A 15361-nucleotide genomic window follows, 5' to 3' on the forward strand; every position below is an offset into this window, starting at 1 on the left:
AAACCATTAGGTTTATAAGGATTGCTCTCCAAGTAATTCTGAGATTTTCTTCTCTAAAGCAGGCCCACGTAAATTTTTTGCAATTACATTTCCTTTTTCATCTAGAATAAAAGTTGCAGGGATAGATCTTACTCCATATGCACGAGCAATAGGATCTTGCCAAAACTGTAAGTTAGATACATGATTCCAATCTAAATTATCATCTGCAATAGCTTTGGTCCAAGATTCCTGTTTTTTATCCAAAGAAACACCTATAATGTTTAGTCCTTTATCGTGATACTTATTATATACTTTAACTACGTTAGGGTTTTCTATTCTACAAGGTTTACACCAAGAGGCCCAGAAATCTATAATAGTAACCTTACCCATAGATCCTTTTAAGGATAGCGTTTGACCATTTGGTGAAGGCGCAGAAAAATCTTCGGCAGCGCTACCTATATCAATCCTTTTTTGCATAGAAACAGCCATTGCGTTATTAATTAATCGATCTAAGTTTTTGCCTAATCTTGAAGTTTTAAGTGTATCAGCTAGCGCTGTAAATTGACTTTTTGCTTCTTTTGCCGAAACTACTTTTAGATTTAATAAATCTGTCAATGCCATCACAGCTACAATTGAAGAATTGTTTTTATCGGCAAAATCTTTTCGGTATTGCTTTTCTTTTTCAATTAATTCTTCTCTTTGTGTTGCTATTTTTAGAGCTTTATCTGCTTCTTTTAGTTTTGAAGCAATTTGGTATTGGGTATTCAATTCTAATTTTTCTTCATTAAATAATTTTAGAGTACTTAAATATTCGAAAAATAATTTATTTTCTGTGCCTCCTTTAACTACTGATGATCTTAAACTATCTTTATAGATGGTTATGTGTATAGGATTGTTTTCTGCCAAGAACAATACATTTCCTGAAAGATTTTTAAATGTTAAGTAATTGAAATCATTACTTTCGGCTGGAGGTAACTCAATTCTGACTTTACCTTCTTTTACTATAGCCGTGTCAATAATAACTGGGCGATTTGATTGGCTTATGGCATTGACATAAATTTCAGAACCATCGGCAAAACCTTCGGCATCTGCGGTAATCAAATACCCCTTTTCTTCTTTTTGACAAGCAACAATCAATAGTATTGAAGCCAGTAGTACAATTCTTTTCATCTGTATATTTTTTATTTTGTAAATGTGGCATAACCTATGACACACTTACGATCTTGTAAATCAATAATTGATTTCTATTTTGTAATAGTAGTCAATTATATTGTTTTTACAATGTTCATGGTGTTTAGATTTATGGCGTTAAAAATAAAGAATCCTTTGTATAAACACCAAAAATTAACTTTTTCCTATCATAGATTTATGTTTATTTTTTTTTCATAAAGAAAAAAACTTTTTGTAAATTTAAGATGAAGTGTAACAAATCATGGGGCTAGGGAGTCTAATAGATGACCGCTAAACCCTTTTTGAAATATGAAATTTTGTGAAAAATGGTCATATTTTGATTTTGGGTCCAATTATTGATAATTCGTTCGTCGTTATGATATAATTAATTGTTAATAACTAGCTATACAATTTGGTTTGTAGTATTTTTGTTAAAACTAGTATAAAAGATCGAGTATGATGGGGTTAGATCAGGATTTTCCACTAGACATTTGGATTAGCTTTTCTAAATTTTTTGAGCAGTATAGAGGGTTTTTAAAGAGTGATAATCCGCTCCTTAGAGAAAGGGCTGAACGCGTTTTAAAAATAGCTGAAGAATATCCGGAATTAGATGAAGGAGTGCAAAAAGAAGAAAGAATGATCGAATTACTTCCTCAAATCGATATGGTTTTGGAAGATTCTTTCGCGCAGGTATTGCAACAAAATGAAATAAAAATTGCTACAATACCTTTTCATAATACGGTATTAAAATCAACTTCAAGGTATCAAAGTATTATAGAAACCGCAGGCGAAGATTTTGAACCTCAAATCAAAAACCTTGATGAGGATCATTATTATATCATGGGATGTAGTATTATTTTAGGCACGTATTATGGTTATAATATAGATTTTAGAAGACCTTTCTTTTATGATATCCCTGATGCAAATGGAATAATCAGGCATTATAGGATCTTATATAATGGAGATTTTATAGAGATTATTAAGACAGATAAGGCAAAAGATATTACCGATGAGGATGTAGCAGAATTGTTGGACAACTTTGATAATGTAGAAGTTTGGAAAGAAAAATTCCCTACGGACAGTTGGATTTTTAAAGGCGTAATAATAGCCAATATGTTTGATGTTACTACCGATGTTTCTCTGTCAGATTTTAAGACTAGTCTTATTAAATATGATAAAACTCAGGGAGATTTTGTAGGTAGTTTTCAAGAAATTTTTAGAGCAATATTTAATCTTACCGAAATTAAAGTTGGTTTTTCTAACTATAACTATGAAGAAGATGTTTTTGAAAGAGTTCCGTTTAAAAATATAGACAGTTATATTTTGTATGATCGATATTCAGATAGCTGTGAAGCTGCACTTTGTAAAGGAACTTATTATTACCTGTTTGAAAAATCTACTTACTTTGCGATTTCTGATGTGAAAAGATATCAGAAATCTACTCCTGATGAGAAAATGTATAAAAACCTTGTTGCACAGGGTATTAATAGCGCAATTATAGCTCCTATAAAGAGTGATGGTAAATTGTTGGGTATTCTTGAAATTGTATCGCCAAATGTTCAAGAACTAAATAGTATCAATGCTAATAAATTGCAAGATGTGATGCCGTATCTAATAGACTCGGTATTACGATCAAAAGCTAAAGCGGAAAACGAACTAGAATTAGTTATCCAACAAGAGTGTACATCAATCCATCCTAGTGTGCATTGGAAATTTAGACAAGAAGCAAAACGTTTTATGCGCGCTATGGTTGACGAAAACCCAGTTTCTTTTAGAGAGGTGGTTTTTGAAAATGTATACCCGTTATATGGTCAAATAGATATTAAGGGATCTTCTGATGCTCGTAATCATGCCATACAAAAGGATTTAGTATTACAACTTAGAGGAATAGCTAAGGTAATTAACAAAGTAATAGAGATAGATCCACTACCGATTTATGAGCAAATAAATTATAGAACAAATCAATATATCGATATTATCACCGAACAGTTACAGGTGGATAGCGAACAAACTATAATTAATTTTATTAAAAAAGAAATCACTCCTTTGTTTAAGCATCTTAAAAAGAAAAACGAGGAGTTAAGCAACCTTATAGATAAATATGAGGATATGCTAGATAAAGGTATAAAAACAGTATACAAACATCGTAAAGCGTATGATGAATCTGTGATGCTTATTAATAAAAAAATGGCAGCATTATTAGATCAGAAACAAGACGAAGCTCAAGGGATGTATCCTCATTATTTTGAGCGTTTCAAATCTGATGGAGTAGAGCACAATATGTATATTGGCGAATCGATCACAAAGCATAATAGTTTTAATAAGGTGTACCTATACAACCTTAGATTATGGCAATTGCAAATAATGTGCGAGATGGAAAATGCATATTACCAAATGAACAAAGACTTGCCTGTTGCTTTGGACGTTGCATCTATGGTTTTGGTGTTTAATACATCTTTATCCGTTCGGTTTAGAATGGATGAAAAACGCTTTGATGTAGATGGTACGTACAATGCAAGGTATGAAGTAGTTAAAAAACGAGTTGATAAATCCAAGATAAAAGGAACTGATCAACGTGTTACCGAAAAAGGAAAATTGGTTGTGATCTATTCACAACGATCTGATGAAATCGAGTATATCAAGTACCTTAATTTCCTTCAATCCAAAAATTATCTAGAAAATGAGATAGAAGTTGTAGAGCTTGATGATTTACAGGGGGTTACAGGTTTAAAAGCGTTACGTGTAAATATTCTTTATAATAAAGATGAACAAGACAAGGAATATTATACCTACGAAGATTTGATGAAAGAAATCAATTAAATCTATTTATTTTACTGTAACGTATTAAAGGCTATTAAAAATGAAATTGCCGAGCTAAGTATTCCTATCATAAATACGGTATATGTAATACGTAGTAGCTTGTACTTTCGATGTAATACTTTACCTAGAAAATATAAATCTTTTATCATAGTATCATAGATGTAGTCTTTATCATCCATAAGTTCGTGCATGGCAGATTTATAATCGTTTAACGGCATTTTATGAAAATTACCAAAAAACAATAGATTTACTTTTTTCTCTTCAACTTCTTTTCTAGTGAATTCTCCACTGGTTACATTTGGTCTTGTAGCTAGAACAGAAAGCATCATAGATGCAATACTAAATACTATAAATACAAGTGTAGGAAAGATTAGATATTGATTTGAAGGGTTATCTAGTTTTGGTATTAGATTAGATAATGCAAGTGATATAATAATCGCATTTACCGATAACAAGATATTGGCTTTTGTATCTGCTATATCACTTAATTTAAGGTGATTTCTCAAGGTAACTCTAAATAGAGTTTGTATTCCTTTTTCAGGGCTTTCTTCCTTAAGTATTTTTTTAAGCCTGTCTTTTTCTTTTTTCTTTTCTTTTTTTAATTTTTCGCGCTTTTCAAGCATTTTTGAAAGGTTTTCTTCTTTTTTAGGTTTCCAGTTTTCGATTGCATATTCTGTATAGTACCTATGCCGGTTCTTAAACAAATCGATATTTGCTTTAAGCCAATCCGATGTATTTAGGTTTTTAACATTATTGAGTTTAAATTCTAATCGCAACAACTCGCTAGTTTCACCATAATAATCTTTAGCAAAATGAGAAGCATCGGCATCTCTAATAATCTCTTCCATAAGATTAGTAGGAGTGTGTTCCATTTTGGTAGCCATGATTTGGATAGAGACCTTATCAATAATTTCTTTCGAAACATTTTGCTTGGTTAAAAAATCTTTGGCAATCTCTACACTGCGTTCTTCGTGATTATCAGAACTTTTAGAATATCCAGTATCATGTAATAGAGCGGTCAACAATAAAACTTCTTTATCTTCGTGCGATAAATTGGTGCTATCAATGATTTCTTTTGTACTTTTAAATACTCTTTTGGTATGATCATAATTATGATACATACATGAATTTGGGAGTTCTTTTTCAAAAAGCTCCAAAACGAAATTATCCGTTTTTTCTAAAAGAGAAGGCATATTAATAATTTTTCGATAACCAAAGTAATTAAAAAAAAGATATTGTACTTCACAACAATGAATAAATATAAAAACATTCTAATTATTAGTGTTGCATTATTACTTAGTTCTTGCGCAACATATTCACCTCAATACAAAGTCGAAAATTTCACTCAAACATTACCAAGTACTCCTATTGAAAAAACATTTTACCTTGTTGGAGATGCTGGGTATGCAAAAATGAAGGAAAGCACAAAAGGACTTAGTATTCTAAAAAAAGTTCTGGATACTGCCCAAACTAAAGGAGATTACTTATTGTTTCTTGGAGATAATATCTATCAAAAAGGAATGCCGCCAAAAGATGCTCCGGATAGAGATTTGGCAGAACATAGGATTAATACTCAAATAGACCTAGCTAAAGATTTTGAAGGAGAAGCTATTTTCATTCCTGGAAATCATGATTGGTATAATAATGGAGTTGAAGGTCTTCGAAGAGAGGAAAAATATGTTCAGAAAGAATTAAAGAAAAAAGAATCTTTTTTGCCTAATAATGGATGCCCAATAGAGAGTGTAGAAGTTAATGAAAAGGTCCATCTATTAATATTAGATACACAATGGTATTTGGCTAATTGGGATAAATACCCAACCATTAATGATAATTGTGAGATAAAAACACGGGATAAGTTTTTTGTAGAATTAGAAGGCGAATTAAAGAAACACAGTAAAAAAACGATTATTGTTGCTATGCATCATCCCATGTATACTAATGGCGCTCATGGAGGAAAGTTTAGTTTTGATAAACATATTTTTCCTTCAAAAAAGAAAATACCGTTACCTATTTTAGGATCATTGGCAACACTAATTCGTTCTCAAGGAGGAGTGTCTACTCAAGATGTATCTAATACACATTATAATAAATTTATGCGTAGATTATCTACTATGGCGCGTGGAGTCGATAAAGTTGTTTTTGTTTCTGGCCATGAACACTCCTTGCAGTACATAGATAGTGAAGGTGTTAAGCAGATAGTTTCAGGATCTGGGTCTAAGGTTTCTGCGGCGGCATTAGGAAAAGATGGTTTGTTCTCTTACCCAGGGCAAGGGTTCGCAGTACTCGATGTGTATACAGATGGTTCTTCTAATGTTCGTTTTTACGGTAATGAAAATGACAATCCTAAATTAGTGTATCAAAATAGAGTGCACCCAAAAGAAAAACAATTTGATACGAGTGGAATGTCTAATACTTTTGAAAATGAGATTTCGGCTTCTATCTATAATAAAGATGAAGTAAAGAAATCTGGATTGTATAAATTGTTGTGGGGAGACCATTATAGAGATGTTTATGGTAAAGATTTAAAAGTGCCTATAGCTACTCTTGATACACTTATGGGTGGTTTTACTATTGATAGACAGGGTGGAGGGCAAGTAACAAGATCTTTGCGGTTAATTGATAAGGATGGAAAACGTTATAGCCTAAGGGCAATGCGAAAAAGTGTGACTCAGTTTTTACAAAAAGGAGCATTTAAATTTACCTATCTTAATAATGGGTTTGATGATACATATACAGAGGATATACTAGCAGATTTTTATACATCAAGTTATCCTTATGCCTTTTTGGCGGTAGGCACATTGGCAAACGCCGCTGGAGTATATCATACAAATCCTAAAATTTATTATATACCTAAGCATCCAGCTTTGGGTAAATATAATGAGACCTTTGGTAATGAAATATATTTTTTAGAAGAACGCCCTGGTAAAGAGTATAGAGATGAGGATTCTTTTGGTAAACCTGATGATATCGAGAGTACTGATGACATGTTGAGTAAATTGCGCAAAGATGAGAAATACCAGGTTGATGAAGAGAGTTATATCCGAGCCAGATTATTTGACATGATACTAGGAGATTGGGATCGCCATCCTGATCAATGGAGATGGGCTCAATTTGAAACCGATAAAGGAAAAATATATAGACCAATCCCTAGAGATAGAGATCAAGTGTTTAGTAATTATGATGGGATAATTTTGAATATTGTTAAGTTTATATCTCCATTATCTCGTAAATTTCAAGTGTATGATGATGAACTTAAAAAGATAAGATGGATCAATCAATCTGGACTTCGTTTGGATAAAGCATTAATCCCAAATGCTACAGAAGAAGTCTGGTTGTCTCAGGCCAAACATATAAAAAATAGCTTAACAGATGAGGCTATTGAAGAAGCATTTAGTAATCTGCCAGAAGAATTGCAAGATGAGACGATTGCAAAAATCAAAGGGTTTCTAAAAAATAGAAGAAACAGCGTTGAAGATATTGCTACGCGCTATTATAAATATCTATCCAAACATGTTATTATCGCTGGTACAGATAAGGATGACCTCTTCGAAATTACTAGAAAAGATAATGAAACAACAATTAAAATTTCTAGAATTAAAAAAGGAAGTGCTGCAACTCCATACAGAGAAGCAACTTACGGTTCTAAAGAAACTAATGAAATATGGGTTTATGGTCTAGATGATGATGATAAATTTGTGGTAAAGGGAAAAGGAAGAAATCCTATACAAATACGAATCGTTGGTGGACAAAACAATGATGTTTATAGAATTGAAAATGGAAGAAAGGTGAAGATTTATGATCATAAATCAAAAGCGAATACGATAGAGGAAAAAAATGGAGCAAAGGTAAGACTAACCGATATTTATAATTATAATGTATATGATTATAATAAATTTATAGACAAAACGAATGTGGTGACTCCCTTTATTGGTTTCAATCCAGATGATGGAGTTAATATTAATCTCACAAATATTTACACGGTAAAAGGATTTAAAAACAATCCGTATCAAAGCAAACATAGAATAAGAGCTGCGTATTATTTTCAAACAGAAGGATACGATATTTCTTATTCAGGAGAGTTCATGAATGCTTTAGGGAACTGGAATTTTTTAATCGATGGTGTGTATACGAGTGAGAATTTTGCACAAAACTTTTTTGGTTTTGGAAACGAAACTGCAAATTTTGATGATGAACTTGATTTGGACTTTAATCGAGTTAAAACAGGTATATGGTCTATAGGTATTGGTGTTTCTAGAAGAAATAATTACGGTAGTCAGTTTTCTATTAAAGGAAAGTACGAGGGAGTTGAAATAAATGATACTCCTGATCGATTTATAACCTCGGGTTTAGATTTTGTAACTGCAGATCCTGATTTCTTTGAGAGAAAGTTTTTTGCAAACCTAGATCTGCATTATACCTTTGAAAGCTATGATAACAAAGTAAATCCAACTAGAGGAATGTTATTTAGCCTACAGGTCGGTGCAACTGCCAATGTAGATGATACAGACACAATGTTTGGGTATGTTATTCCCAAAATAGGTTTTTATAATGCAATTTCTAAAAATCGCAAACTAGTACTCAAAACAGATCTTATTGCTCAAATTAATATAGGTGATGATTTTGAACTCTATCAAGCAGCAACATTAGGAGGTGCCAAAGGGCTAAGAGGATTTAGGTTAGAGCGATTTACCGGAGAAAGTGCGCTTGCTTTTAGTAATGATCTTAGGTATAGTTTTAATAGATTTAAAACTGGTTTATTGCCATTGCAAATAGGAGTATATGGAGGGGCCGATGTTGGTAGAGTGTGGTTAGATGGGGAAGACTCGGATAAATGGCATAACTCTTTTGGAGGAGGAATGTGGGTAAATGCTATGGAAACTGTAGGAGGGCAATTAGGATTATTTAACAGTGATGATGGATTACGTTTTACCTTTGGAATTGGTTTAGATTTTTAAACTTAAAATCAATCCAAAGGATATTCATAAAGTTTGGCCTTTTTATGTTTTGTTTTTTCATCAGTAATAAATACTACAGAATCATTTTTAAAACAAACACCCTCTTTTTGAGAGTAATGCCCTAATCTTATTTTTTGTATACTGCCTTCAAATACATTATCGATTTGAAAATCAGAAATAATAAAAAGCTTGTTATAGGTAAGTAATGCTATTTTATCTTTTGTTTTGTTAATTGTTGCGCTTGTTATAAAACAATCTGAAGAATCATTACAAGTATTGTATGTGCCAATAATTTTGGCTGTATGTGTACCTGGAGTAGCTGCAAGTTTATAAAGTTTGGTCGTTCCTTTAAATTTCGAACTTCTATTTTTTGTAAATAAATAGAAGCTTTCATCTGCATAGATAAAAGCTTCTATATCATAATTTAAATTCTTTTTCTTGGGCGGAAATTTCTTTTGATCTTCTAATGAAAATCGAATTTCGGAAACTGCTATTTGATTAGATAAAATTCCTGAAACTTTATAAATTACTAGGTTTTTACGGTCATTTGCATTGTTGCCAAAATCTCCGATATAAATATTGTTTTCATGATCATAGGCAAGATCTTCCCAATCAATGTTTTTAGTGCCAGGAATTTTAATTTCTGCAATGATCTCTCCTTCTTGGTTTAATTGAAACAGTATATTCTCATTCCCAGAATCATTTATTGCAAATAGTTGATTTTTGGATAAAGAAGTAATACCCGATATCTCGCCAATATGGTTAGAAAGTGTATTTATTCGCTTAAGTTTTGTCTTCTCTGATTTTTGACAACTTACAGTAAAAGTTGCCAATGTCATGAGATACAATAAAACTGTTACTTTAATTTCTTTGATTCCAAGCATTTAACATCCAACTAGTTTTTTCTAATTCTCCTATATAGGTTCCTGTAATATCTAATGTACCATCATCTTTAAGTTCTTCAGCTTCTATATTCACCTTTTTTAGTTGAGCCAAAAGCGCTTGATGATCTCCTAAAATTGCAGACACCATTTGATGATCCACCAAAGTGTTATCTGACTCTTTAATATTAGAAGCACTCAAATATGAACTAAAATTGCTTAAAGGTTTACCCCTAAGTGTGAGTATTCTTTCTGCAATTTCGTCAATTTTTAGTTTAGCATCTTCATAAAGTTCTTCAAATTTTAAATGAAGCTCAAAAAAATGAGGCCCAGTTATATTCCAATGAAAATTTCTTAGCTTTTGATAGTGCATATGGTAATCTGCTAATAATACATTTAATGTATCTATTGTTTTTTTGTTTAACATATCTATAGTTTTTATTTATTGTTTTGTTAATTATGATACGAAAATACTATAGTTTAATGAGCTATTCAAGAATTGTAATAGTTAGTCGTAATAGTCGTATCACGATAGTCGATTTTCAATTTCTTTAAGAATCATTTCAAAATATTTTTTATCATGGGGGACATATTTTTTTGCTTTATTATGATTGCTTAAGGCCTTAATTAATTCATCAATTTTTATTAAAGTAATATCGGCTACTTCTTCTTGTTGTAATTGTAAAGATGTTAGGGGAACTTTTAATGGCGTCATGTAAATATGATGTATTTCATTGTCTAAAATAAAAGGAGTAGGGATTTTCTTGGCTAAGTATGTTCCGATAAATAATAAATCTTCTATATTGATAGTAAGACCTATTTCTTCGGTAATCTCTCTAAGGGCAGAGTTTTTTGGAGTTTCTCCAGCGGCGATATGTCCTGCAACAGATACATCCCATAGATTAGGGTAAGTGTCCTTGTCTTCTGCTCGTTTTTGTATTAATAATTCTCCCTTTTTAGTATAAAACCATATATGCACACTGGCATGTAATAAACCTAATCGGTGCACGTCAGACTTAAGCCGTACTTCGCCAGTAGGATTTCCAGTGTGGTCTAATATGTCTATTAATTCATCCGGCATGTAATGAAAATATCAGTTTTTGTAATGCGATAATAAGATAATGCAAATGGTGATAATATCATCAAGTATAAAGAAGAAAAACATTGCTTGCGGATTTCTAATTTATATTAATTAATTTCATAAACTTAAAAGCACACTTTTTTACTCAAAATTATGTCAGAAAAACAACATAAGGCAAAAGCATATTGGAAACAAAACTTAAAATACTTGATTATTCTTTTGAGTATATGGTTCATTGTATCCTATGGCGCAGGTATTTTATTTAAAGATGTACTTGATCAAGTTCGCATTGGAGGTTTTAAACTAGGGTTTTGGTTTGCTCAACAAGGTTCTATTTATGTATTCGTGATACTAATATTCATATATGTTAGGTTAATGAATAATCTCGATAAGAAATATGGGTATGACCGGGATAACGAAAAAAGAAATTAATAAGTAAGGGGTATGAGTGTACAAACTTGGACGTATATTTTAGTAGGAATAACGTTTGCAATTTATATTGGTATTGCAATTTGGTCTAAAGCTTCTTCGACCAGAGATTTCTATGTTGCTGGAGGAGGAGTTTCTCCATTGGCTAACGGAATGGCTACAGCTGCCGATTGGATGAGTGCCGCATCATTTATTTCTATGGCAGGAATAATAGCTTTCGCCGGATATGATGGCTCGGTTTACCTAATGGGGTGGACAGGAGGATATGTGCTTTTAGCACTTTTATTGGCACCGTATTTAAGGAAATTTGGAAAATTTACCGTTCCTGATTTTATAGGAGATCGTTACTATTCGAAAACGGCAAGATCTGTTGCTGTGTTTTGTGCGCTTTTAGTATCATTTACTTATGTAGCGGGACAAATGCGAGGAGTGGGGATAGTATTCTCTAGGTTTTTGGAGGTAGATATTAATACTGGGGTTTTTATTGGGATGATTATTGTTCTTTTTTATGCCGTATTAGGGGGGATGAAAGGGATCACGTATACACAAGTTGCTCAATATTGTGTGTTAATTTTTGCTTTTATGGTTCCGGCGATTTTTATATCTATTCAAATGACAGGTAATCCAATTCCGCAATTAGGTTTTGGTGATAAAATAGCAGATGGTTCAGGAATGTTTTTGCTCGACAAATTAGATGGCCTTAGTACCGAGTTAGGGTTCGAAGAATATACTAATGGCTCTAAATCCATACTGGATGTATTTGCAATTACCCTGGCGTTGATGGTGGGGACTGCCGGGTTACCTCATGTCATTGTACGTTTTTTTACAGTTAAACGAGTAAAAGATGCGCGCAAATCTGCAGGGTATGCGTTACTCCTTATTGCTATACTATATACAACAGCTCCGGCTGTAGCTGTGTTTGCAAAAACCAATCTTATAGAATCAGTACATAATAAAGAGTATGAAGAACTACCTGGATGGTTCAAAAATTGGGAGGATACAGCATTATTGGGTTGGATTGATAAGAATAAAGATGGGAAAGTGCAATATCATAAAGGGCATGCTGTACAGGGAAATAAAAACAAACCAATTTTTGAGAATGAAAAAAGAGGTCAATATGGTGAGCGGGTAATCACCAATATAAATATATCTAATAAGAATGAATTGTTTGTAGATAGGGACATCATGGTATTGGCTAATCCTGAAATAGCTAGACTCCCGAATTGGGTAATAGCTTTAGTAGCTGCAGGTGGCTTAGCTGCGGCATTATCTACTGCTGCTGGATTATTACTAGTGATTTCATCTTCAGTATCGCATGATCTAATAAAGAAAATGATCAAACCAAACATTTCCGAAAAAGGAGAGCTCGTTGCAGCCCGTATCTCTGCGGTTGCAGCAGTTTGTGTAGCTGGTTATTTCGGGATTAACCCCCCAGGATTTGTTGCAGCTGTAGTGGCGTTAGCTTTTGGTTTGGCGGCAGCTTCTTTTTTTCCTGCAATTGTATTAGGAATATTTTATAAACGCATGAATAAAGAAGGCGCTATTGCAGGAATGGTAGTTGGGATACTATGTATGTTATTGTATATGATGAAATACAAGTTAGGATGGTTTGATGAGACTATACCTTCTAAAAAAGAATGGTGGTTTGGCATTTCACCAGAAGGATTTGGAGCCGTTGCAATGCTTATAAATTTTATGGTTTCATTATTTATATGCTATTTTACCGCTGCCCCGCCTATAGAAGTTCAAGCTATTGTCGAGGATATTAGAATTCCTAACAATGCTGGTGAATCCGTAGATCATTAAATAAAAACTGCTTCAGTAAAGAAGCAGTTTTATGTAATCTATATTAGTAAATTTTACTTTTCAAAATAACTAAAAGTATCTCCTGATTTTATATTAAGTAAACTTTCATAAATTAGTTTGATAACATTTTCTACATCATCTCTATGCACTGTCTCTACAGTGGTATGCATATATCTCAATGGTAAAGATATTAAGGCAGAAGCAACACCACCATTACTATATGCAAAAGCATCAGTATCGGTACCAGTCATTCTACTAGAGGCCATACGCTGAAAAGGTATTTTTTTATCCTCGGCAGTGTCTATAAGTAATTCTCTTAATCTATTTTGAACAGCAGGTGCGTAAGAAATTACAGGCCCATCTCCGATTTTAGTTTCACCTTGAGTTTTCTTTTCTATCATAGGTGTGGTGGTGTCATGGCAAACATCTGTTACAATCGCAACATTAGGTTTTATGGTTTGAGTAATCATTTCGGCGCCTCTTAAACCAATTTCTTCTTGTACAGAATTAGTGATATATAATCCAAACGGTAATTTTTTCTTATTCTCCTTTAAAAGTCGAGCTACTTCGGCAATCATAAAACCTCCCATACGATTATCTAGTGCTCTACAAACGAATTTATTCTTATTAAGTATAAAAAATTCATCAGGATATGTAATTACACAACCTACGTGTACTCCAAGTTTAAGAACTTCTTCTTTGGTAGAGCAGCCTACATCTATGCAAATGTTTTCGAGAGTAGGGGCTTGTTCTTTAGTTCCTTTTCTAGTGTGTATAGCGGGCCATCCAAAAACTCCTTTTACAATACCTTTTTTTGTGTGAATATTTACACGTTTTGAAGTTGCAATTTGATGGTCACTTCCTCCATTTCGAATAACATATATCAAACCATTATCCGTAATGTAATTTACATACCAGGATATTTCATCGGCATGCCCTTCGATAACTACTTTATATTTGGCCTTAGGATTAATAACACCTACAGCAGTTCCATAAGTATCAGTAATAAAATCATCAACATAAGGTTTTAAGTAATTCATCCAGATTTTTTGCCCTTCCCATTCATATCCCGTTGGAGCAGCATTGTTTAAATATTTTTCAAGAAAAGTCAAAGACTTTTTATTAAGTATGCTTTTTTTAGCCATAGTATTATATAATCAAGTTTTGTTTTTTTACGAATTTAATAATATTCACATAGATTTAGCGATTTAAAATATGTTAATTACTAATTTTAGAATAATTTTGGGACACCTAAATTTACTATGTTAAGACAGTTAATACATATCTTCGTGTTTTTTTATGCTGGAGTTCTTTTAGCACAAAAAGAAGTAAAGCCTAGAATTGATTCTTCTAAGGTAGATACCACGGGTTATGTTCAATACTATATTATAGAAGGAGATACTATTCCTCATGAAGCTATAGATCTTGATGAAGTTGTTATTTTAGGACGACTTAAATTTGATGATAAATTAGCAAGAAGGAGATATCTAATCTTAAGACGTAAAACCCGTAAAGTATATCCTTATGCTAAACTTGCTGCAGATAGGTTAATTTCACTTAATGAAAGATTGGAGAATATAAACTCTAAGCGAGGAAGGAAGAAATATGTGAAGATTCTTCAAAAGTATATGGAAGAAGAATTCACGGCCGAATTAAAAAAACTCACCAGAACCGAGGGGCAAATCTTAGTAAAGTTAATTAATCGTCAAACGGGGAAGACTATGTTCGAACTCGTAAAAGAATATAGAAGTGGTTGGCGAGCTTTTTGGTATAATAAGACAGCTAGTCTTTTTAGTATATCGCTAAAAGAAAAGTATGACCCTATTAATATAGAAGAGGATTATTGGATAGAGGATATATTACAACGTGGTTTTCAGGCTAACGTTTTAAAAGAGCAAAAGACGGCTTTAGATTTTAGCTTTTATGACTTACGTAATAAATGGTCTGATACAACCAAAACAAAAACTATTAAGAATTAATACTATTAATTTTTAATAGGTGAAGCTTTAAGTATATCTTTTAGGTAAGAAAATTTGCAAAAAACACATCTTCAATTTGATTAATTTTCTTATCTTCGCTTTCTATCTTTTTTAAAATCAGTGCTTTTCTTTTTCTTTAAAAAATAGTTTAAAAAAGGTATTGTGGAATGGATTTTTGGTTATATGTTTGCACCCGCAAAACGGGGTTTAAGTTTTGTTTAGTTCATTGAGATTTTATTGAGTTTTGTATTTCGGAAAAAC

Annotated in this window: 11 protein-coding genes; 5 read left to right on the top strand and 6 right to left on the bottom strand. The window is 32.4% G+C overall.

Features of this window, described 5'->3' with window-relative positions:
• Positions 1 to 12: 12 nt before the first annotated feature.
• On the bottom strand, positions 13 to 1149 hold the full coding sequence (locus DK508_RS00265; RefSeq protein WP_109298734.1) for a thioredoxin-like domain-containing protein: 1137 nt from the start codon (positions 1147 to 1149) through the stop codon (positions 13 to 15).
• Positions 1150 to 1605: 456 nt separating this feature from the next.
• Between DK508_RS00265 and DK508_RS00270 the strand changes: the two genes are divergently transcribed.
• Entirely contained in the window at positions 1606 to 3969 is a 2364-nt protein-coding gene (locus tag DK508_RS00270; protein ID WP_370443798.1) for a GAF domain-containing protein, read from the top strand.
• An 11-nt stretch (positions 3970 to 3980) separates the two neighbouring features.
• On the opposite strand, the gene DK508_RS00275 is transcribed toward DK508_RS00270, so the two are convergent.
• Complete coding sequence (locus DK508_RS00275) at positions 3981 to 5162, bottom strand: Pycsar system effector family protein (protein WP_109298736.1); 1182 nt, start codon at positions 5160 to 5162, stop codon at positions 3981 to 3983.
• A gap of 57 nt (positions 5163 to 5219) precedes the next feature.
• On the opposite strand from DK508_RS00275, the gene DK508_RS00280 reads away from it, so the two are divergent.
• Positions 5220 to 8924: a metallophosphoesterase gene (locus DK508_RS00280; protein ID WP_109298737.1), complete on the top strand. Its 3705-nt coding sequence runs from the start codon at positions 5220 to 5222 to the stop codon at positions 8922 to 8924.
• An 8-nt stretch (positions 8925 to 8932) separates the two neighbouring features.
• Here DK508_RS00280 and DK508_RS00285 read toward each other — a convergent pair whose 3' ends face one another.
• The 3 genes from DK508_RS00285 to DK508_RS00295 form a co-directional block, all read right to left on the bottom strand.
• Positions 8933 to 9808, bottom strand: a complete 876-nt coding sequence (locus tag DK508_RS00285) for an SdiA-regulated domain-containing protein (protein WP_109298738.1) — start codon at positions 9806 to 9808, stop codon at positions 8933 to 8935.
• Positions 9786 to 10232, bottom strand: coding sequence for a Dps family protein (locus DK508_RS00290; RefSeq protein ID WP_109298739.1), 447 nt, complete (start codon positions 10230 to 10232; stop codon positions 9786 to 9788). Before DK508_RS00290 ends, DK508_RS00285 begins: the two co-directional genes overlap by 23 nt.
• 99 nt (positions 10233 to 10331) lie before the next feature.
• On the bottom strand, positions 10332 to 10886 hold the full coding sequence (locus tag DK508_RS00295; RefSeq protein ID WP_109298740.1) for an NUDIX domain-containing protein: 555 nt from the start codon (positions 10884 to 10886) through the stop codon (positions 10332 to 10334).
• Positions 10887 to 11039: 153 nt separating this feature from the next.
• Between DK508_RS00295 and DK508_RS00300 the strand changes: the two genes are divergently transcribed.
• Together DK508_RS00300 and DK508_RS00305 are read left to right on the top strand one after the other, a co-directional pair.
• The gene (locus tag DK508_RS00300; protein ID WP_109298741.1) at positions 11040 to 11318 is read left to right on the top strand and encodes a DUF4212 domain-containing protein; all 279 of its coding nucleotides are present in this window, start codon (positions 11040 to 11042) and stop codon (positions 11316 to 11318) included.
• A gap of 12 nt (positions 11319 to 11330) precedes the next feature.
• On the top strand, positions 11331 to 13121 hold the full coding sequence (locus tag DK508_RS00305) for a sodium:solute symporter family protein (protein WP_109298742.1): 1791 nt from the start codon (positions 11331 to 11333) through the stop codon (positions 13119 to 13121).
• A gap of 53 nt (positions 13122 to 13174) precedes the next feature.
• On the opposite strand, the gene DK508_RS00310 is transcribed toward DK508_RS00305, so the two are convergent.
• Complete coding sequence (locus DK508_RS00310) at positions 13175 to 14266, bottom strand: M42 family metallopeptidase (protein WP_109298743.1); 1092 nt, start codon at positions 14264 to 14266, stop codon at positions 13175 to 13177.
• Between the two features lie 117 nt (positions 14267 to 14383).
• Here DK508_RS00310 and DK508_RS00315 point away from each other — a divergent pair, with 117 nt between their 5' ends.
• Entirely contained in the window at positions 14384 to 15100 is a 717-nt protein-coding gene (locus DK508_RS00315) for a DUF4294 domain-containing protein (protein ID WP_109298744.1), read from the top strand.
• The last annotated feature ends 261 nt before the right edge of the window (positions 15101 to 15361 follow it).

The organism is Aquimarina sp. AU474, assembly GCF_900312815.1.
Taxonomy (GTDB): Bacteria; Bacteroidota; Bacteroidia; order Flavobacteriales; family Flavobacteriaceae; genus Aquimarina.